Source organism: Millisia brevis NBRC 105863, from assembly GCF_001552615.1.
Classification (GTDB): Bacteria; Actinomycetota; Actinomycetes; order Mycobacteriales; family Mycobacteriaceae; genus Millisia; species Millisia brevis.
Window position 1 is genome coordinate 152,629 of sequence record NZ_BCRN01000012.1, and the last position, 19,104, is coordinate 171,732.

16 protein-coding genes and 1 riboswitch are annotated in these 19,104 nt (G+C 69.0%); of the genes, 11 read left to right on the forward strand and 5 right to left on the reverse strand.

The window, feature by feature from the left end; translation table 11 throughout:
* Positions 1-5 precede the first annotated feature (5 nt).
* Positions 6-722 (reverse strand): WecB/TagA/CpsF family glycosyltransferase, encoded by a 717-nt coding sequence (locus tag MB1_RS16940; protein WP_245650234.1) that lies wholly within the window; start codon positions 720-722, stop codon positions 6-8.
* Positions 723-1,239: 517 nt separating this feature from the next.
* On the opposite strand from MB1_RS16940, the gene gmd reads away from it, so the two are divergent.
* From gmd to MB1_RS16960, 4 genes are all read left to right on the forward strand, one after another.
* Entirely contained in the window at positions 1,240-2,274 is a 1,035-nt protein-coding gene (gmd, locus tag MB1_RS16945) for a GDP-mannose 4,6-dehydratase (RefSeq protein ID WP_066909868.1), read from the forward strand.
* A gap of 5 nt (positions 2,275-2,279) precedes the next feature.
* Entirely contained in the window at positions 2,280-3,251 is a 972-nt protein-coding gene (locus MB1_RS16950; protein ID WP_066909871.1) for a GDP-L-fucose synthase family protein, read from the forward strand.
* Positions 3,252-3,501: 250 nt separating this feature from the next.
* Positions 3,502-5,385, forward strand: coding sequence for a TPR repeat domain-containing protein (locus MB1_RS16955; protein ID WP_157084125.1), 1,884 nt, complete (start codon positions 3,502-3,504; stop codon positions 5,383-5,385).
* Positions 5,361-7,058 (forward strand): TPR repeat domain-containing protein, encoded by a 1,698-nt coding sequence (locus MB1_RS16960; protein ID WP_066909877.1) that lies wholly within the window; start codon positions 5,361-5,363, stop codon positions 7,056-7,058. Before MB1_RS16955 ends, MB1_RS16960 begins: the two co-directional genes overlap by 25 nt.
* A 43-nt stretch (positions 7,059-7,101) precedes the next feature.
* On the opposite strand, the gene MB1_RS16965 is transcribed toward MB1_RS16960, so the two are convergent.
* A complete protein-coding gene (locus tag MB1_RS16965; protein ID WP_281190172.1) occupies positions 7,102-7,917 on the reverse strand; it encodes an alpha/beta fold hydrolase in 816 nt (271 codons plus the stop codon).
* A 28-nt stretch (positions 7,918-7,945) separates the two neighbouring features.
* Between MB1_RS16965 and mhuD the strand changes: the two genes are divergently transcribed.
* The 6 genes from mhuD (at position 7,946) to MB1_RS16995 (ending at position 14,077) form a co-directional block, all read left to right on the forward strand.
* Positions 7,946-8,284 (forward strand): mycobilin-forming heme oxygenase MhuD, encoded by a 339-nt coding sequence (gene mhuD, locus MB1_RS16970; protein WP_066909880.1) that lies wholly within the window; start codon positions 7,946-7,948, stop codon positions 8,282-8,284.
* A 79-nt stretch (positions 8,285-8,363) separates the two neighbouring features.
* A riboswitch (cobalamin riboswitch) is annotated at positions 8,364-8,475 on the forward strand.
* A 42-nt stretch (positions 8,476-8,517) separates the two neighbouring features.
* The gene (locus tag MB1_RS16975; protein ID WP_066910003.1) at positions 8,518-8,712 is read left to right on the forward strand and encodes a CbtB domain-containing protein; all 195 of its coding nucleotides are present in this window, start codon (positions 8,518-8,520) and stop codon (positions 8,710-8,712) included.
* The gene (locus tag MB1_RS16980) at positions 8,703-9,548 is read left to right on the forward strand and encodes a CbtA family protein (RefSeq protein ID WP_439646954.1); all 846 of its coding nucleotides are present in this window, start codon (positions 8,703-8,705) and stop codon (positions 9,546-9,548) included. Before MB1_RS16975 ends, MB1_RS16980 begins: the two co-directional genes overlap by 10 nt.
* Before the next feature lie 94 nt (positions 9,549-9,642).
* Complete coding sequence (locus MB1_RS16985; protein WP_066909883.1) at positions 9,643-10,305, forward strand: SDR family oxidoreductase; 663 nt, start codon at positions 9,643-9,645, stop codon at positions 10,303-10,305.
* A gap of 187 nt (positions 10,306-10,492) precedes the next feature.
* Complete coding sequence (locus MB1_RS16990) at positions 10,493-13,129, forward strand: bifunctional diguanylate cyclase/phosphodiesterase (RefSeq protein ID WP_066909886.1); 2,637 nt, start codon at positions 10,493-10,495, stop codon at positions 13,127-13,129.
* A 153-nt stretch (positions 13,130-13,282) separates the two neighbouring features.
* On the forward strand, positions 13,283-14,077 hold the full coding sequence (locus MB1_RS16995) for a class I SAM-dependent methyltransferase (protein WP_084352024.1): 795 nt from the start codon (positions 13,283-13,285) through the stop codon (positions 14,075-14,077).
* Between the two features lie 33 nt (positions 14,078-14,110).
* On the opposite strand, the gene trxA is transcribed toward MB1_RS16995, so the two are convergent.
* Positions 14,111-14,542, reverse strand: a complete 432-nt coding sequence (gene trxA, locus MB1_RS17000; RefSeq protein ID WP_066909889.1) for a thioredoxin — start codon at positions 14,540-14,542, stop codon at positions 14,111-14,113.
* Between the two features lie 111 nt (positions 14,543-14,653).
* Positions 14,654-15,118 carry a hypothetical protein gene (locus MB1_RS17005; RefSeq protein ID WP_066909892.1) on the reverse strand — a complete coding sequence of 155 codons (465 nt, stop codon included), beginning with the start codon at positions 15,116-15,118 and terminating at the stop codon, positions 14,654-14,656.
* An 805-nt stretch (positions 15,119-15,923) separates the two neighbouring features.
* On the opposite strand from MB1_RS17005, the gene MB1_RS17010 reads away from it, so the two are divergent.
* Positions 15,924-16,223 carry a DUF1540 domain-containing protein gene (locus tag MB1_RS17010; protein ID WP_066909895.1) on the forward strand — a complete coding sequence of 100 codons (300 nt, stop codon included), beginning with the start codon at positions 15,924-15,926 and terminating at the stop codon, positions 16,221-16,223.
* Positions 16,224-16,466: 243 nt separating this feature from the next.
* Here the strand turns inward: MB1_RS17010 and MB1_RS17015 are convergent, their stop codons facing one another.
* The gene (locus tag MB1_RS17015) at positions 16,467-18,983 is read right to left on the reverse strand and encodes an ATP-dependent Clp protease ATP-binding subunit (RefSeq protein WP_066909898.1); all 2,517 of its coding nucleotides are present in this window, start codon (positions 18,981-18,983) and stop codon (positions 16,467-16,469) included.
* Positions 18,984-19,104 lie beyond the last annotated feature (121 nt).

Sequence of the window (19,104 nt, forward strand, 5' to 3'; positions counted from 1 at the left end):
ACGCCCTACCGAGAATCCCGCAGTGCCGACCGGAGGAAACGAATGTTCCCGAATAGGTAGCGTCGCCATAGGCGGCCGGGTTCCGACGCGAGCCGATGCAGCCACTCGAGGCCCGAGTTCTGAATCCACACGGGAGCCTCGGGGGTCACGCCGGCGGTGAAGTCGAACGCCGCGCCGACCCCGGCGCACGGCATACCCGTACGGTCCGCCAACTCCTTCGCGAGGAAGTCCTGCTTGGGGGTTCCCAAAGCGACCCAGATGATTTGAGCGCGCGTACCGGAGACTGCCGCAACGCAACCCGCGTGGAACTCCTCGTCGACGGGAGCGAACGGCGGCGCGTAGCTGCCGACGATCTCGACTCCGGGATACTTCTCCCCGGCCGCCCGAACGAGTTTTTCGAGCGTGTCCTCCGTCGTGCCGAGAAGGAAGTGCCTCAATCCGACGGAACGGCCCTCATCAAGGGTCTTCTCGAAGAATGACGGACCGCGTACTCTGCCCGGAACCACATCCTCCGCGACGCGTCGCTTCATGAACCACACCACCGGCATTCCATCCGGAAAATTCAGGCCGGGACCACGGAGTAACTCCATGTAATCCGAATCTTGATCGGCGAGAGCGACACAGTAGGCATTAGACAGCCGAATGGGAACCGACCTCTCGGATTCCGCTGCCTCGATCGTCAATTGAACAGCGGAGGACAGGTTCGTGACTTCGAAGGGCACCCGACCGACCTCGACTCGAGAATTGCCAACTTCTCTGGGAAGCATTTTCTCCACTCTCCGGAAAGGTGAACCGCAGTTGGCGCCCCGACCGCTCGATGGAGACAACGCTGCTCCTGAAAGACCACACGGGACGACGCGGAATTACCCGCGCACCTGCGTAGACCCCGAATTCAACCGCGAACACCCCCGAGCGTGGAGGGCGAACCGTCACACGACGAGGCGATGCTATCGCACAGGAGCACCTATGGCGCCAGTCAAGAATTGAAACCGCCCATTCGGTCTCCTGGCGAAATGGGCACATTCGGACGCACACCATCGGTTCGGTTGCGAGGACCCGCGCCGACGGAAGGCACCCCACGTCGAACGCGCGCATCCTCGGCCAACCGGTCTCAACACCCGATATGACCCACCGAATCGGACCCGCGCCACTCTCACAAAGTTCCCCTCGGGCTCGCGGTACGAAAACGGACCCAGTATCGTCCAACGAAACATCAGATCTATCACCGGAGGGTCGTTCGTGCCTCGGGCTCTAATCACCGGAATCACCGGCCAGGACGGCTCCTACCTGGCCGAGTTGCTGCTCGCGAAGGGGTACGAGGTCCACGGGTTGATCCGCCGTTCCTCGACGTTCAACACCTCGCGGATCGACCACCTCTACCAGGATCCGCACGACCCGACGGCTCGGCTGTTCCTGCACTACGGCGACCTGTCCGATGGGGCTCGCCTCATCACACTGCTGACCAAGATCGATCCGGACGAGGTTTACAACCTCGCCGCGCAGTCGCACGTACGGGTGAGCTTCGACGAGCCGGAGCACACCGGCGATACCACCGGAATCGGGTCGATCCGCCTGCTCGAGGCGGTCCGGGTCGCAGGGGTGAAGTGCCGGTACTACCAGGCATCCAGCTCGGAGATGTTCGGCGCCACTCCTCCGCCGCAGAACGAGGACACACCGTTCTATCCGCGGTCGCCCTACGGCGCGGCAAAGGTGTACTCGTACTGGGTCACCCGCAACTACCGCGAGGCCTACGGACTCTTCGCGGTCAACGGCATCCTGTTCAACCACGAGTCCCCGCGCCGCGGAGAGACGTTCGTCACCCGCAAGGTGACGCGGGCCGTCGCCCGCATCAAGGCGGGCCTGGAACATGACCTCTACATGGGCAACCTGGACGCGGTCCGAGACTGGGGATACGCACCCGAGTACGTCGAAGGCATGTGGCGGATGCTGCAAGCCGACGAGCCGACCGACTACGTGTTGGCCACCGGCGGAAACTTCACCGTTCGCGACTTCGTGGCGGCCTCATTCGAACACGCCGGCTTGGATTGGGAGAAGTACGTCCGCTTCGACGAGCGCTACCTGCGTCCGACCGAGGTCGACGCGCTGGTCGGCGACGCTTCGAAGGCCGAGGAGAAGCTGGGGTGGACACCGCGCGTCCATACCCCGGAGCTGGCACGAATCATGGTCGACGCCGATCTCGAAGCCCTCGAACACGAAGGGCGCCCCTGGATCGACCGCCCGAACCTCCCCGACTGGAAAATACCGGTAGCCTGATCTCCATGAGCAGTTTGGGGGATTTGTCGGTTTCGCGAGACCTCGATGCGCCGATCTACGTGGCGGGGCATCGGGGCCTGGTCGGTGGTGCGGTGTGGCGCCATCTGGGCGAGAAGGGCTTCACCAACCTGATCGGGAGGTCCAGTTCCGAGCTGGACCTCCGCGACCGGGACTCCGTATTCGACTTCTTCGCCGAGGCGCGGCCCCGGCACGTCGTGCTCGCCGCGGCGAAGGTGGGCGGCATCCTCGCCAACAGCACCTACCCGGTCGAGTTTCTGTCGGACAACATCCGCATCCAGACCAATGTCATCGATGCGGCGCTGAAGTTCGACGTCGACCGGTTGCTGTTCCTGGGATCGTCGTGCATCTACCCGAAGTTCGCCGATCAGCCGATCACCGAGGACTCGCTGCTCACCGGCACCCTCGAGCCGACCAACGACGCCTACGCGATCGCCAAGATCACCGGCATCCTGCACATCCAGGCGGCCCGCCGCGAATACGGGAAGTCCTGGATCTCGGCGATGCCGACGAACCTCTACGGCCCCGGTGACAACTTCTCACCGACCGGTTCACACCTGCTGCCGGCGATGTTGCGACGCTACGACGAGGCGGTGGCCTCCGGCGCTACCAGCGTCACCAACTGGGGCACCGGCACCCCGCGCCGCGAGTTGCTGCACGTCGACGACATGGCCGCCGCGTGCCTGCATCTGCTCGACCATTTCGACGGGCCGACGCAGGTGAACGTGGGGACCGGCCGGGACCACACCATCGCGGAGATCGCCGAGATGGTGGCGACGGCCACCGGGTACACGGGCACCACGGAGTGGGACACCACGCGCCCGGACGGCACCCCGCGCAAGCTGCTCGACGTCACCACGCTGCGCGGCAGCGGTTGGGAGCCGACGATCGACCTCGCCGACGGGATCGCCGACACCCTCACCTGGTACCGCAGCCACACCCCGGCTCTGCGGAACTGACGGCGCACGCAGCAGATCGACACAGCCACCCGCAGCCGCGGCCCGTTTCCGTTCGGGCCGCGGCTGCGTCGTGTCCGGGATCACCCCGTAGGAGAAAACCGACCGACGCTTCAAAGCGGATGTACGAGACGCCTCGTCCCGCAATCGTCACGGTAACCGCTCCTATCACATGACATTCGGCGACAAAACATCGAAGCATCCGGTGACGGCAGGGTTAGTGAAGTCGCGGTCGGTTGGTTACGGTGTCCGCGTGGTCTCCCGTATCGACGCCCCGGCTGCCGACCGTAGCCGGAACTCGGACGTGCACGTGGCGCCGGTGTCGGACGAAACGGACGTCGCGCGGCACCTCTCCGCGCCCGCCCTCGAGGCCGGCCCACCGGTCCCCTCGGCCGACCCCGGCACGACCGAACCCCCGGTCGGTACGGCGGCCGGCCCAACGACGACGAGCGGTGCCGCGCCCGGTCCTCTGCGCACACCGCGACTGCCCCGGCCTGCGGCTCCCCGGATCTTGCGGCGGCTGCGGCGCGAACCCACCGACGCCTACAACCCGCTCGACTACGACCCGCGGATCGACAGCCGCGAACGCGAGCGTGTCCGCATCCGCCGGATCGCCATCGTCACGGTCTCGGCGCTGGTGCTGATGGGCCTGGCGATCGTTGGTGCCCGCTCGACGAGCCCGCTGGACCGGCTCGACCTGTCCGACCTGCGCGCCGCCACCACGTTGACCACCGAACAGGGTCGCGACCTGCGAGCCGGTCTCCCGATCACCCTCGCCGCCGACCAGACCGAACACATCGCCCTGGCCTTCCAGGACATGGCGGCGTTGAGCGTCGAACAGATCGCCGCGGTCGGCGACCGTACCGGCACCACCCCGGCGATCGCCGACGCGATCCAGTTGGTCGGCCACCCGATGGTCGACACCGGCGACACCCGCCTTCCCGCGACCATCGACGACCTGCTGACCGCGTCGGCGACGGTTCCCGCGGTGCCCGCTCCGGGACTGCCGTCGATCGACATCCCGCGCTTCGACGACTACGGCGCGCTCGCCGCGATCCTGGCCCGCGGTACCACCGGTCTGCGCACCGGCACCGATGTCGACCGGGGGCTGATCGCCGGCGCCGCGAGCATCGCCCTGGCCGCCGCGGCGACGACCGAACTCGGCAGCGACACCCCGTACCGCCGGCTGCTGCCGGCCGAGGTCACCGGCACGATCGGCGCGATGCTCGACGTCACCTCGGACGATCTGACCGCCGTCCACGACGCCGTCGTCGGCACGAATATGCCCGCCTTCTACGAGCGGGACGCGTCGATGCTCGCGCTGCTGAGCCACGACTGGGCGGACCGTCACGACTCGATGCGCAACCTGATCGGCTGGGTCGGCGGCGACTACCGCACCCCGCTGGCCGGGCAGACCGCCAACGCGCTCGCCCACCTGATCGCCGACCGCCACGACGCGTTCGTACGCTTCCGGCCGGACGCTGGCCCGACGGCGGCCCTCGACCCCCGGGTGGCGCGGTCGGTCGCGGAGACGCTGCGCCCCTACCTGTCGGCCCTGGCCGGCGACCGGCGGACACCCACCTCGGACATCGTGATGTTCACCGGCAGCGAGCAGTACGCGAACTTCCTGGCGGTCCTCGGCGCCCAGCCGGACGCCCGTCGGGTGCTCAACAACGCCCTGATCGATGCCACGGAGTCCCTGGCCGGCGATTTCGGTACCAACCCGTACACCCCGGTCACCGCCAACGGCACGATCATCGGGCGCCTGACCACCGCGATGTACCGGGGCACCCAGTTGGCCGCCGAACGGTACGACGGCCGCGACGAACCGGTCTCCTTCGACGACGTGGCCGCGCTGGTCGAGTCGGATATCGGCCAACGGGCCTCCGGACGGACGGCCGACCTGTTCATCGCCCAGGGCCTGCTGTATTCGCGGCCGGAGCTCGCGCTCGAACCGACTCTGGCCGCGCATCTGCGGCCGGGTCAGCGCAATCAGCTCAGCTGGGAACAGGTCGACGTGATCGGCTTCGCGATGCAACGCTGGGCGCGCGCCAACGGGGTCCCGTTCGACCAATTCACCGCGGGGATCGTCGACGGCCGACAGCCCGGCTTGTGGTCGTCGACGGGCGGCCGATGATCGGCGCCCGTTCGGCCCGGGTGGCCGCCGGCGTATTGATCACCCTGCTGGCCACCGGCTGCGGGGTCTCCTGGCCCCCGGACGATCCACCGCGCTATACGGCCGCCGGGGGTGCGCGCACCGTCGTTCCCGATCTGCGCGTCGCCACGACCCTGACCGACGACCAGCACGCGACCCTGGCGGCCGGCGGGACGGTGACCCTCGACGGTCAGCAGAGCGCCGCCCTGGACGCGGCCCTGCGGGCTCTAGACGACCGCACGATCGATCAGATCGCCACCCTGACGGCCACCGACGCCGCCGCCTTCGCCGATGCGATCCAGTTGGCGGGCAACCCGCGGGTCGAGCCGCTCGACGGTGGCGACATCGCGCTGCCCACCGCGGTCGCGAGCCTGCTCACCGCACCGCCGACCCAGCCGTTGGGGATCGGCCTGCACCAGCAGGCCCGCTACAGCTGGCAGCAGGTTCGGCACGCCTCCGGGCCGATCGCGGTGCCGCGGCTGGGCGAGCTGGGCACGCTGGCCGATCTGCTCGCCGACGGCACCGCGGACCTGCAGGTGGGCACCGCGGTCGACCGGGATCTGATCGCCGTCGCCGGACAGTTGGCCGCCGCGACCGCCGATCAGCGGCTCGACCTGGTCGCCGACGCCGGGCAGCCGCCGATCGACGACCTCGCGGTGCATACGGTGCTGGTCGACCTGCTGGGCGTCGCGGGCCGGGACGCCGACGCGGCCCGCGACGCGATCACCGGGACCGACATGCCCGACGGCTACCGATCGGACGCGGTGCTCGTCGCGCTGCTCGGCCACCCCTGGGGCGCCGACCAGCAACCGCTGGTCGATCTGCTCGCGTCGGCGACCGCGGGCCCGTCCGACCGAGACTCCGAGAACCCCGAGAACTACGAGGCAGCCCGACGCGCGGACGCCACCACCAGCGCGATCGCCCACACCTTGGCCGCGAACCGTGCGACCCTCACCGACGTCCCCGCCGCCGGGTACCGCCCGATCGGCGCGCTCAACCCGGAGGTGACCCGCACGGTCACCGAGGCGATCAGCGGCCGCCTCACCGGGCTCGCCGGCACCCCACGAGCGCCCATCGACGGGGTGGAACCGCTCACCGACACCGACAGCCTCGGCGAGACGTTCCGGGTACTGCTAACCGACGGTCCGTCCGGACTGCGGCTGGCCGATGCCGTCGACGCCACGACCCGCGGGTTGGCCGTCGACTTCGGTGCGCATCCCGAAACCCCGGTCAACGGGGCGGTGATCGGCCGACTGACCGCCGGGCTGCGCGTCGCGATCGATCGCCAGTTCGCCGACGACGGGCGGGATGCGGCGGACGCGGTCTATCGCGACGATGCCCCCGACGCCGCCGCGTGGATCGACCGGGCCGAATCCGGTACGCCGCCGCTGCTGCGCGCCGAGGTGACCCGATCGTCGACCACCGACCGGTATGCGGCGGTCCTGCAGGGCCTGCTGTCGACCCGGCCCGATGTCGCCGCCGATCCCGCGCTCGCCCCCTTCATCGCCGACGGCGCGGTCCGACCGATCGACGACGGGGATTCGGCGATCTTCGAAGCCGAGGTCCGGGCCTGGTTCGCCCGCGCGAACCTGCCGCTCGACATCTTCCAACGCGACCTCTACGCCGAGATCGGCGACCGGGGCTGGCATATCTGACGGCGCCCGCCGCGCCCGGCCCCGGCTTCGGGGAGGCTTCCGATCAGGGGGTATCCGAGGGCGGTGTCCGCAGGATCGCGGAGGTGACGAAGGGCTCGACCGCGCTGCGATAGGCGGCGGGCTGCTCGTCGTGCACCAGGTGCCCGCTGTTGGAGATCAGCGTGTATCGCGACCCGGGCCGCAGCTGGTTCATGCGGATCATCTGTCCGGCCGGCGCCACCCCGCGCTCCGCCTCCAGCAGCAGCGCCGGGCAGCTCACCCGCAGCCATTCGTCCCAGAAGGCGCGCCGCCCCCACTCCTCGGCGATATCCCGGAACATGCCGAGCTCGCCGTGCAGGTGGTACCCGTCTTCGTCGCGGCGGAACGATTCGAGGAAGTACTGGCCGGCGATCGGACCGAAGTAGTCGAGCACCGCCGCGCGGGTGGGGAACGGGGTCGGCCACCGGTCGATCACCGATACCCATTCGACGGCGGTCCGGCCGCGGTAGTCGACGCCGATGTCCTCGACGACCAGCGCCCGCACCAGGTCGGGCCGCCGCGCCGCCAGACAGATGCCGTGGATCCCGCCCATCGAGTGGCCGATGACGACCAGGTCGCGAATATCGCCGCCCGCGGTCAGGTGGGCGATCAGATCGTCGACGAAGAGGTCGGTATCGGGGCGTGCCGGGGCGACCCGACCGTGGCCGAGGGCGTCGAAGGTATAAACGCGCCCCAGCTCGCGCAGCCAGGGCAGCTGCCGGCGCCAGGTGCGTGCACTGCCCATCAGACCGTGCAACAACAGAATCGATCCACCGCCGAGGACGCCGCCCTCGTCGTGCAACGGCGAGTCGCGGCGCAACGCGATCACCGAGCCGTCCACGTCCGTAGACAGTAGTAGCCTCGGCGACGTGGCAGTCGTGAAGATCAACGCAATCGACGTTCCCGAGGGCGCCGGCCCCGAGCTGGAGAAGCGGTTCGCCGCTCGCGCGCACTCGGTCGACAATTCCCCCGGATTCCTCGGATTCCAGCTCCTGCGCCCGATCAAGGGCGACACCCGCTACTTCGTGGTGACCCAGTGGGAGTCCGACGAGGCCTTCCAGGCGTGGGCGCAGGGCCCCGCGGTCGCCGCCCACTCGGGCGAGCGCGCCAAGCCGGTCGCCACCGGTGCGAGCCTGCTCGAATTCGAGGTGGTCCTCGACGTGCCGGCACCGGCCGCCGCGTCCGCCGAAGAGGCGCCCGCCTCCTGATACCCGCCGGACGACAGGTCCGGCATTTCGGTCGACGGCGCCGCCGTTGACTTTTGTCTTCCCCGGTGCGAAAGTGCGCTGAGCAGGACCGACGACGGGACGCGGTAACCCGGTGAGAATCCGGGACGGTCGCGCCACTGTGAGCACCCTCGGGTGCGAGTCAGAAAACGCCCCCGTCGTCGATACATCTCTCCGCACGCTGGGACGCGCACATCCCGGGAAGGCTTCCACCCATGGCATTGGTCCACACCGGCGAGGCACCGGCATCAGCCGCGGCCGTCGTCGCCGCCACCGCGATAACGGTGGCCATCGCATTTCTCGTGCTCTACCTCGTCGGCTTCGACCAGGGCACGATCTCCCGTAGTGGGATGTTCCTGCACGAGCTGATGCACGATGGGCGGCATCTGCTCGGGGTTCCGTGTCACTGAGCGCGGCCCCGACCAACGATCACCCCACCCCCACCCGCCACGAGCCGTTTCTGACGCTCGTGCTGCGCGGGTTGCTGGCCGGCGTCCTGGCCGGTCTTCTGGCGGGTGCGGTGGCGTTCGTGGTCGGAGAGCCGAATGTCGATTCCGCGATCGCCTACGAGGAAGCGCAGGCCGCAGCGGCCGAAAGCGCAGATCACAGCCATGACGGGGTAGCCGAGGAAGCCGCGGGCGGCCATTCCCATGGTGACGACTCCGCAGTGGAAGTCACCCGGGGGATGCAGAAGTTCGGGTTGTTCCTGGCCACCACGCTCAGTGGAGCCGCGCTCGGCGCCCTGCTCGGCGCGGTGATCTACCTGGTTCGTCGGGCCGGTTTGCTCGCTCGACACAACGAATCGGTGCGGGTGCTGCTGGTGACGGGGGCCTGCTACCTCGCAGTCGTGCTGGTGCCGTTCCTGCTCTACCCGGCGAACCCACCGGCCGTCGGCGACCCGGACACGATCAACGCGCGCACTCTGCAGTGGGTGGCCGCGGTGGTCCTGGGCGCTGTGGCCGTCATCGCCGCCGGGTACGCCGCGCGGGCGGTAGCCGGGGCGCAGCCGGCTCTGAAGCTGGCGGCCCCGGTGCTCGCCGGGGTGGTCGTTGTGGCCATCGGGTGGCTGCTGCTGCCGAACGCCGAGGCGGCTCCCGAAGGCTTCTCCGCGAGCCTGATGTGGTCGTTCCGATTGTCGTCACTGGCCACCACGGCCACGCTCTGGTTTGCGCTCGCCGTGATTTTTGCGGCGCTGACCGAGCGGACACTGTCCGCCGGCCGACGGTCCGCCGTCACACAGGACTGACCTGTGCGGGTGGGCGGGTACGCCCGTCCACCCGCGCGGGCGTCTCACCGGTGGATGAAGGACGGCCGCACGGGGGCGCGATAGAGTCGACCGCATGTCGGTTATCGCCATCGCGGGCGGCCACGGACAGATCGCCCGGCAGTTGATCAGGGATCTGCACGCCGCCGGACAACAGGTCGTCGCCATCGTTCGCAATCCGGATCACGTTCCCGACGTGGAATCCGACGGTGCCCGCGCGGTGGTGATCGATCTCGAATCCGCGAGCGTCGCCGACCTGGCCGCGGTGCTGACCGGGGCGGACGCGGTTGTCTTCGCCGCCGGCGCCGGCCCGGGCAGCGGTTCGGGTCGCAAGGACACGATGGACCGCGGCGGCTCGGTGCTGCTGGCCGATGCCGCTCTCGCCGCGGGTGTCCCCCGCTTCGTACAGATCTCCTCGATCGGCACCGACACCGCCGACGATCCGGCCGTCGATCCGGTCTTCGCCGCCTACCTGCGCGCCAAGAGGGCCGCCGAGGACGACCTGCGCACCCGCGACGGACTCGATTGGACGATCGTGCGCCCCGGGGTTCTTGTCAACGAGCCGGCCACCGGCCTGGTCACCATCTCGACCACCGACACCCGCGACGAGGTCACCCGCGCCGATGTGGCCGCTGTCCTCGCCCGCATCCTGCTGCGCGGCGGATTTGCCGGCCGCACGGTCACCGTCGTCGGCGGGGACACCCCGATCGACGCAGCTCTCGACCCGTTCGCCGGCTGACCCGGAGCGTCCCGCACGGCCCCGACACCGCGGTTCATATACCACCCATTTAACGGTCACCAATCTTGTTTGGCGCGTTTAATTGGTCATACTCCGCTGCGATGGACCATAATAAGCGGACCCTGGAGGTCGCGCGGCGAGCTCCCGTGACCGGACCGTCGGGGAAGTCCGCGGGAAAGGTTGGGTAATGGCGTCTCCGCGCACCGAGACATCCGGAGACCCCGCCACGCCCTCGTCCACCGATCAGCCACCCGCCGATCGCCCGGGTATCCGGGCGAACGCGCTCCCGTGGCGCCATCCCACCTTCGCCGTGCTCTTCGTCGCCATGATCTGGGTCGGCCACCTGACCACCGTCCCCGGCGGGTCGATCTCGACGGTGTGGCCCGCCGCCGGGGTCGCGGTGATCTGGATCTGCACCCTCGGCACCACCCTGCGCGCCCGGATCGGCATCATCGCAACGATCACGATCGTCGCCGTCCCGATGTGTGCGGCGATGGGCATCTCCCCCGAACTGATCGGACCCTTCGCCGTCGGCTTCGGCGCGCAGACCCTGGTGGCCGACGTCATCCTGCGCCGCGGCGGCCGCGACCCCCTGCGCTTCCGCGAGTCGCGCGACCTCTACCTGCTCGCGACCGCCGCGATCGTCGCCTCCGCGGTCAGCGCGACGATCCGCAGCGCCGCGTTCATCGCGCTGGGCCGCGCCGACGCCGTCGAACTGGCATGGGCCACCTGGACGCTGCGCGACTCGCTGAGCATCCTGCTGCTCGCCTCCGCCTATATGTGTCTGCGGGCGTCGCCACTGCCGCGGCCGAACGCCGGCAATCTGCGTCGCCACCTGTTGCTACTGCCGATCATCGGCCTGTTCGGCATCGTCCTGTTCGTCACCACCGAACGCACCCTCGCCGCCCCTCTGCTGGCGGCCGCGATGTGTATCTGGGTCGCCGAACGCTTCTCCACCACGGTGACCGCGGTGATCAACGTGCTGGCGTCGTCGCTGGTGATCCTGGCGTCGCTCGGCGGCGACGGCCTGTTCGGATCGTTCTCGATCGAGACCTCGATCATCGAGGCGCAGGCGCTCAGCATGATCTTCACCGTGATGACCTACGTCGTCGCCCTGCGCCGCGACGATCAGGATAGGCTCCGACTCGATCTGCGCCACCGGGAGGCGGAATTCCGGGCCGCATTCGATTCCGCGCCGGTGGGAATGGCTTCCCTGGCCGTCACCAATGGTTCGGCCCATATCGTCCGCATCAATGAACATCTCGGGTCGATGATCGCCGGACTGCCGCGGGATCCGGCCGGTGCGCCATTGGAGACCATCGTCGTCGAGGACGATCGGCCGGCGCTGCAGCATGCTATCGAATCGATCCTGTTGCTGCACCGGGAGCACAGCCGCTGCGAGGTACGGCTCGCCGGCGACGACCGGCGCGAGAGGTGGGCGTCGATCTCCCTCGCCGGACTGCCCACCGACAGCACCGAGTTGCCCGGCGGTTTGGCGGTCGTCGAGGACATCACCGCCCGCCGCGAGCAGGTCCAGACACTGGCACGCCAGGCCCGCTTCGACCCGCTGACCGGCCTGCACAACCGGCGGGAACTGCTCGATCGTCTCGCCCTCGTCGAGAAGGGCACCGAGCCCGCCGCCGTCTTCCTGCTCGATCTGGACGGCTTCAAGACGATCAACGACCGCAGCGGCCACGAGGTCGGCGATCAACTCCTGCGTACGGTGTCGGCGCGGTTGGCCGCGACCGTCCGGCCGACCGATCTGGTGGTGCGGCTCGGCGGAGACGAATTCGTGGTGGTCACCAGCGGCCGGGACGCGCCCTTCGAGGTGCGCACCATCGCCGAACGGTTGCGCTCGTCGATCTGCAGGCCCGCGAATCTCTCCGGCCGCACCATCACGATGGCGGTGTCGATCGGCGCGACGATGGCCCGCCCCGGCCGCGCACCCGAGGATGTCATCCGCGACGCCGACCGGGCGATGTATGCCGCCAAGCGGGCCGGACGCAGCCGCATCGTCGTCGACTGGTCCGCCGCCGGTCAGGCGGGCGATGTCCTGGACGTCGGCGATATCGAGCGGGCGCTGGCCTGCGACGAGTTCGAGATGTTCGGGCAGCCGATCATCGATCTGTCCACCGGGCGGCCGGCGGCGATCGAATGCCTCCTGCGATGGCGCCATCCCACGCGCGGACTGCTCGGGCCGGGCGCCTTCCTGGAGCTGGTCGAGTCGACACCGCTGGTGCACGACGTCGGCAAGCGGGTGATCGACCGATCCCTGGCGTTGGCCGCCCATACGATCGGCGACCTCGACTGCGCCGTGCACATCAACGTCTCCGGGCACCTGCTCGAGACCGGCGACCTGGCACGCATGGTCCGCTCCGCCGCCGAACGGCACTCCGTTCCGCTGGACCGCATCGTGCTGGAGCTGACCGAGTCGTACGCGCCGATGCTCGAGCTGATATCCCTCGACGACCTCGAGGCGCTGCGCCGCGACGGGGTGCGCATCGCGATCGACGACGTCGGCACTGGCTACTCGAGCCTCGCGCGCATCACCGAGCTGTCGGTGGACATGCTGAAGATCGACGGCCGGTTCACCGCCGGGATCGGCAGCGATTCGCGGTGTGACGCCGTGATCCGCGCGGTGATCAGCATCGGCCGGGCGCTGAACCTGACGGTTGTCGGCGAGGGGGTCGAGACGCACGGCCAGCACGAACTGCTCGTCGCGTCCGGCTGCGACCAGGCCCAGGGCTACACCTACTCGCGGCCGCTGAACGCCGAGGCTCTCCACGAGTGCCTGCACAGCGACTCCCGCTCCGCCGTCGGCTGACCCTCCCTCCCCCTCCCCTCGCGCCGCTCCGCCTCGCCTCGCCGCGCCTCGCGCCGCGCCGCGCCGCGAGAGTGTCACTTTCCTCGGTTCAACCGCAGAAACCGTCACTCTCGAGGCGGCCGGGGCGCCGGGCGGGAGGGTTAGCGTGGCGGTATGAGCACACGAGCACACCACCCCCGCCGTGACGCCGAGGCCCCGCACCCATCCCTGACCACCCATCCGAAGACGGCTGCGGAGCGCAGCGCGCACGCGACGTCGTTCGGGTCCGTGAGCGCCGACTACGACGCGGCCCGGCCCGAGTACCCGACCGATGCGGTCGCCTGGCTGCTGTCCTCGCAGCCGGCCCGGGTGATCGACGTCGGCGCGGGTACCGGCAAGCTGACCCGCGCTGTCGCGGCGACCGGCGCCGAGGTGATCGCGGTCGACCCGGACGCCCGGATGCTCGAACAGCTATCGGCGCGCAGCCCGCAGATCCGCACCCTGGTGGGCAGCGGCGAATCGCTGCCGGTGCCGGACGACAGCGCCGAGGCGATCGTCTACGGGCAGGCCTGGCACTGGGTCGATCCGATCGTCGCCGCCGCCGAGGCCGCCCGCGTTCTGGTTCCGGGCGGGGTGCTCGGGCTGATCTGGAATATCCGCGACGTCACCGATCCGTTCACGCGGCGGCTCTCGCTGATCATGGGCGACTCCGCCGCGGAGCGGCTCGACGCGGACGGTGGCCCGACGATCCCGGAGCCGTTCGGCCCGGCGGACGTCGAGACCTTCCATTGGGTGCGCACCATGAATGCGGACACCCTGGTGCAGTTGGTCGCCAGCCGCAGTCTCTACATCGCGGCCGGGCCGCAGGAGCGCCGGGACGTCGACGCCGCGGTACGCGATCTCGCCGGGGACGGCGACGTCGAACTGCGGTACGCCACCCGGGTCTACAAGGCGGTCCCGCTCACCTGATCGGGCTCGGCCGCACCGTGGGCCGGCGCGGGCTCAAGCGTCGATCTCGCGCCCCACCCAGTCGAGCAGTTGTCCCTGCGGCACCGCGCCGACCTGCCGGGAGACGACCTTGCCGTCGCGCAGCATCAGCAGGGTGGGGATGCTCCAGGCGTCGTAGCGCGAGGCGATCTGCGGCGCCTGATCGACATTGACCTTGATCGCCTTGAGCTTGCCGGCGTAGTCGGTCGCCGCCTTCTCCACCGCCGGCGCGATCATTCGGCAGGGGCCGCACCACGGCGCCCACAGATCGACCAGGACCGGCATCGAGGTATCGATCGCGGCGGAGAAGTCACCATCGCCGGCCGCGACCAACCAGGGCAACGGTGCCTTGCACGACGCGCACCTCGGATGCCCGGAAGCGGACACCGGCAACCGATTTCGGGTCCCACACGACGGACAGCGCACGATGTTGGCATCGGCACTCATCTCGACCTCCCGCTCTCTCCCGGATCGTTGTGCGGCCGATGGCCACGCGCGGCGCAGGGTCCGCGTCGTCGGACGCTCACCCCAGTGTGGCACCGCCGGTCACCGGGAGGTTCACGAATGTCCGGGTCCACCCCAGTAGAGCGCTTCGCGACGCCGACCGTGTCGCACCACCGCCAGGAGAACCAGCCAGATGAAACCGAAGATGCCGGTGAAGATCGCGCCGACCATCAGCAGCACACCCTGGCCGAGGGAGCCGGCCGGTGCGATGCGCACATCGACCGGCGTGGGCGACGGTGACGCACAAAGGATCTCGAACTGCGAGGGCGGGGAAACGATTCGGTCGAAGGCGTACCAACTGTTGACGGTGAGTTCGCCGCCGAGCGGCGCGGTCTGCGCGCCGGTCACGGTGCACTCGGGTCGGAAGCCGCCGTCGCGCATGAACAGCAACCGGTCACCCGGACTGTCGATCCGGACCGTGTGGGAGTTGCCGTCGGCGGGGACGATGGCGTCCTCGTCGAAGATCTGCGTGAACGTCGACACCGCCGGCGCGAGCAGCAGCAGGGGGATCACCACCATCGTGACCAGGGCGGCGATCCACCAGATCGAACGCGGCGGAGGTTTGGCGGGCGCGTACGGCGTACCGACGCTCGGTTGCGGAGCGTTCGGAGGGTGCGATCCACCCGGCGGGTACCACTGCGGTGGAAACGGCTGCCCGGGCCCCGCCCGGGGTGGTAGCGGCTGCCCCGCTCCGGACTGCGGCGCTCCGGACTGCGGCGCTCCCGACTGCGGCGTGGGCGACTGCGATGGTCCCGGCGGAAGCGGTCCCGGCTGCGGCGGAGAGAACCGGGGCGGGTACGACGGCGGATATGGGGCTCCGCCGCCGGAGCCCGGGCCGTACGGCTGATCCCCCGGATTCGCCCGGTCCGGAGGGGATCCGGACGGCGAATGCGGGGACGGTGGGTACTGCGATGGCGGGTACGGCGAAGGTGGGTATGGGGATGCGGGGTAAGCAGAGTCCGCACCGGAATCCGAGTCGGGCGCCTGCCGATACGGCCGCCCACCGGGAGGCGGCTGCCGAGAGTGATTCCACGGGTCGTCGGTCGCCATCGAGCAAGTATCGCCGATACCCGCTCCACCCGAATCCGCTCCGCACGGGCAGGCGAAATGCGGGCGCAACCGGTTTGTGCAGAATCACATTCACAGAATGAACACAGCCGCTCACCGACATCTCGAGATTCGACGAAATCAATTGAGCTCGAGGGAATTCGGGATCTCACCGGGATGACATCCGCGCAGGCCAGGGCAGCCTGACCTGGCTATCGGACACCGCCGCACCGGCCTATCGTTGGACCTGTCGGGAGCATTCAACGAAGGAGGAATTATGGCTACGCTCGCCGAGTTGCCCCAGGTTGCCGAATGTACGGTCGCCGGCTGCTCCAATAACGAACATTCCTCGTGTCACGCCGCCGCCGTGACGATCGGTGGCGCGGGCTCGGATGCCCAGTGCGCCACGTTCATTCCGCTGAGCATCAAGGGCGGCCTCGATACCGCGATGTCCAGCGTCGGTGCCTGCCAGCGCGCCGACTGCAACCACAACGAACACCTCGAGTGCACCGCTTCCTCGGTGCGCATCGGCGGCGGCTCCGATCTGGCCGACTGCCTCACCTTCGCCCGGCGCTGACGCTCCGCGACGGCTGACAGCCCTTCAGCAGCCCACCGTCTTTCCCCGGTCCCCGCACCCGATCGACGCACCGTCCGATCGGCGCATCACATACAGCGGCACCGACCGGCCCACAGATCCGCGGCGGCCGACCAGCCCCGGCCGCCGCACCACCAAACGCCGAGAGGGCGTCACCGACCAGCGGTGACGCCCTCTCGAGCGGTGTGGGGCCGGCCCTCCCGAGGAAGGGCCGGCCAACCGTTGCTACTCCTTGGCCAGGTCGACCAGATCCTTGTCGGACACGTCGGACTTGGTCTCACCCCGGAAGGTGAACTTCGCGTTCTCGCCCACTCCGGTGCCGTCCCAGCCCTCGACGTCGACCAGAACGATCTGACCCGGTCCGATCTCGTTGAAGAGGATCTTCTCGGACAGCTGGTCCTCGATCTCGCGCTGGATGGTCCGACGCAGCGGCCGAGCACCGAGCACCGGATCGAAGCCGCGCTTGGCCAGCAACGCCTTGGCGTTGTCGGTCAGCTCGAGCGCCATGTCCTTGTTCTTCAGCTGCTTCTCCACGCGGCCGATCATCAGGTCGACCATCTGGATGATCTCGTCCTGCGTCAGCTGGTGGAAGACGATGATGTCGTCGATGCGGTTGAGGAACTCCGGCCGGAAGTGCTTCTTGAGCTCGTCGTGCACCTTGAGCTTCATCCGCTCGTAGTTCGAGCCCTGGTTGTCGCTCGACGAGAAGCCGAGGCCGACAGCCTTCGAGATGTCGGAGGTGCCCAGGTTCGAGGTGAAGATCAGCACCGTGTTCTTGAAGTCGACGGTACGACCCTGACCGTCGGTGAGACGGCCGTCCTCGAGCACCTGCAGGAGGGTGTTGTAGATCTCCTGGTGCGCCTTTTCGATCTCGTCGAACAGCACCACCGAGAACGGCTTGCGGCGCACCTTCTCGGTGAGCTGGCCGCCCTCCTCGTAGCCGACGTACCCCGGAGGGGCACCGAAGAGCCGCGAGGCGGTGAAGCGGTCGTGGAACTCGCCCATGTCGATCTGGATCAGCGCGTCGTCCTCGCCGAAGAGGAAGTTCGCGAGCGCCTTCGACAGCTCGGTCTTACCGACACCGGACGGGCCGGCGAAGATGAACGAGCCCGACGGGCGCTTCGGATCCTTCAGGCCGGCGCGGGTACGACGGATCGCCTTGGCGACCGCCTTCACCGCGTCCTCCTGCCCGATGATGCGCTTGTGGAGTTCGTCCTCCATGCGCAGCAGGCGGGTGGTCTCCTCCTCGGTCAGCTTGAACACCGGGATGCCGGTCCAGTTGCCCAGGACCTCGGCGATCTGCTCGTCGTCGACCTCCGCGACGACGTCGAGGTCACCGGAACGCCACTGCTTCTCCCGCTCGGCCCGCTGGGCGACCAGCTGCTTCTCGGTGTCCCGCAGGCGGGCGGCCTTCTCGAAGTCCTGCGCGTCGATCGCGGATTCCTTCTCGCGACGAGCGTCGGCGATCTTGTCGTCGAACTCGCGCAGGTCCGGCGGCGCGGTCATCCGACGGATGCGCATCCGGGCACCGGCCTCGTCGATCAGGTCGATCGCCTTGTCCGGCAGGAAGCGGTCGTTGATGTAGCGGTCCGCGAGGGTGGCCGCCGCGACCAGGGCGCCGTCGGTGATCGAGACGCGGTGATGCGCCTCGTACCGGTCGCGCAGCCCCTTGAGGATCTCGATGGTGTGCTCGACGGTCGGCTCGCCGACCTGCACCGGCTGGAAGCGGCGCTCGAGGGCGGCGTCCTTCTCGATGTACTTGCGGTACTCGTCGAGGGTGGTCGCACCGATGGTCTGCAGCTCACCACGAGCCAGCTTCGGCTTGAGGATGCTCGCGGCGTCGATCGCGCCCTCGGCGGCGCCGGCACCCACCAGGGTGTGCAGCTCGTCGATGAACAGGATGATGTCGCCGCGGGTGTTGATCTCCTTGAGGACCTTGCGCAGCCGCTCCTCGAAGTCGCCGCGGTACCGGGAACCGGCGACCAGCGAGCCGAGATCGAGGGTGTAGAGCTGCTTGTCCTTGAGGGTCTCGGGCACCTCGCCGTTGACGATCGCCTGGGCGAGGCCTTCGACGACGGCGGTCTTGCCGACGCCGGGCTCACCGATCAGGACGGGGTTGTTCTTGGTGCGCCGGGAGAGCACCTGCATGACGCGCTCGATCTCCTTGGCGCGACCGATCACCGGGTCGAGCTTGCCCTCGCGGGCGGCCTCGGTGAGGTTGCGGCCGAACTGATCGAGCACGAGCGAGGTCGACGGGGTGCCGGACTCGCCGCGGCCGCTGCCGGACTCCGTCGGCTCCTTGCCCTGGTAGCCGGACAGCAGCTGGATGACCTGCTGGCGCACCCGCGCCAGGTCGGCGCCGAGCTTGACGAGCACCTGAGCGGCGACGCCCTCGCCCTCACGAATCAGGCCGAGCAGAATGTGCTCGGTGCCGATGTAGTTGTGTCCGAGCTGCAGCGCCTCGCGCAGGGACAGCTCCAGGACCTTCTTGGCGCGCGGGGTGAACGGGATATGCCCGGACGGCGCCTGCTGCCCCTGGCCGATGATCTCCTCGACCTGGCTGCGCACACCTTCCAACGAGATGCCCAACGACTCGAGAGACTTGGCGGCAACGCCCTCACCCTCGTGAATCAGCCCGAGCAGGATGTGCTCGGTGCCGATGTAGTTGTGATTGAGCATCCTGGCCTCTTCCTGGGCCAGCACCACAACACGACGCGCGCGATCGGTGAATCTCTCGAACATTGCGCTACTCCCTCGCACTCGTGGGAATCCGTAGGCACGGTCTCCCGGGCCGAGTCTAGTTCTCGGGGCCCCATGGTGCCGGTCTCGGACCGGCGATTTGCCACCGCCGGCAGACCGGCGG

What these genes read in the sequence shown, in the direction of transcription:
- MB1_RS16950 (WP_066909871.1), top strand. Translation starts at nt 2,280, where the DNA reads ATGAGCAGTTTGGGGGATTTGTCGGTTTCGCGAGACCTCGATGCGCCG.
- MB1_RS16975 (WP_066910003.1), top strand. Translation starts at nt 8,518, where the DNA reads ATGGCATTGGTCCACACCGGCGAGGCACCGGCATCAGCCGCGGCCGTC.
- MB1_RS16985 (WP_066909883.1), top strand. Translation starts at nt 9,643, where the DNA reads ATGTCGGTTATCGCCATCGCGGGCGGCCACGGACAGATCGCCCGGCAG.
- MB1_RS16990 (WP_066909886.1), top strand. Translation starts at nt 10,493, where the DNA reads ATGGCGTCTCCGCGCACCGAGACATCCGGAGACCCCGCCACGCCCTCG.
- MB1_RS16995 (WP_084352024.1), top strand. Translation starts at nt 13,283, where the DNA reads ATGAGCACACGAGCACACCACCCCCGCCGTGACGCCGAGGCCCCGCAC.
- trxA (WP_066909889.1), bottom strand. Translation starts at nt 14,542, where the DNA reads ATGAGTGCCGATGCCAACATCGTGCGCTGTCCGTCGTGTGGGACCCGA.
- MB1_RS17005 (WP_066909892.1), bottom strand. Translation starts at nt 15,118, where the DNA reads ATGGTGGTGATCCCCCTGCTGCTGCTCGCGCCGGCGGTGTCGACGTTC.
- MB1_RS17010 (WP_066909895.1), top strand. Translation starts at nt 15,924, where the DNA reads ATGGCTACGCTCGCCGAGTTGCCCCAGGTTGCCGAATGTACGGTCGCC.
- MB1_RS17015 (WP_066909898.1), bottom strand. Translation starts at nt 18,983, where the DNA reads ATGTTCGAGAGATTCACCGATCGCGCGCGTCGTGTTGTGGTGCTGGCC.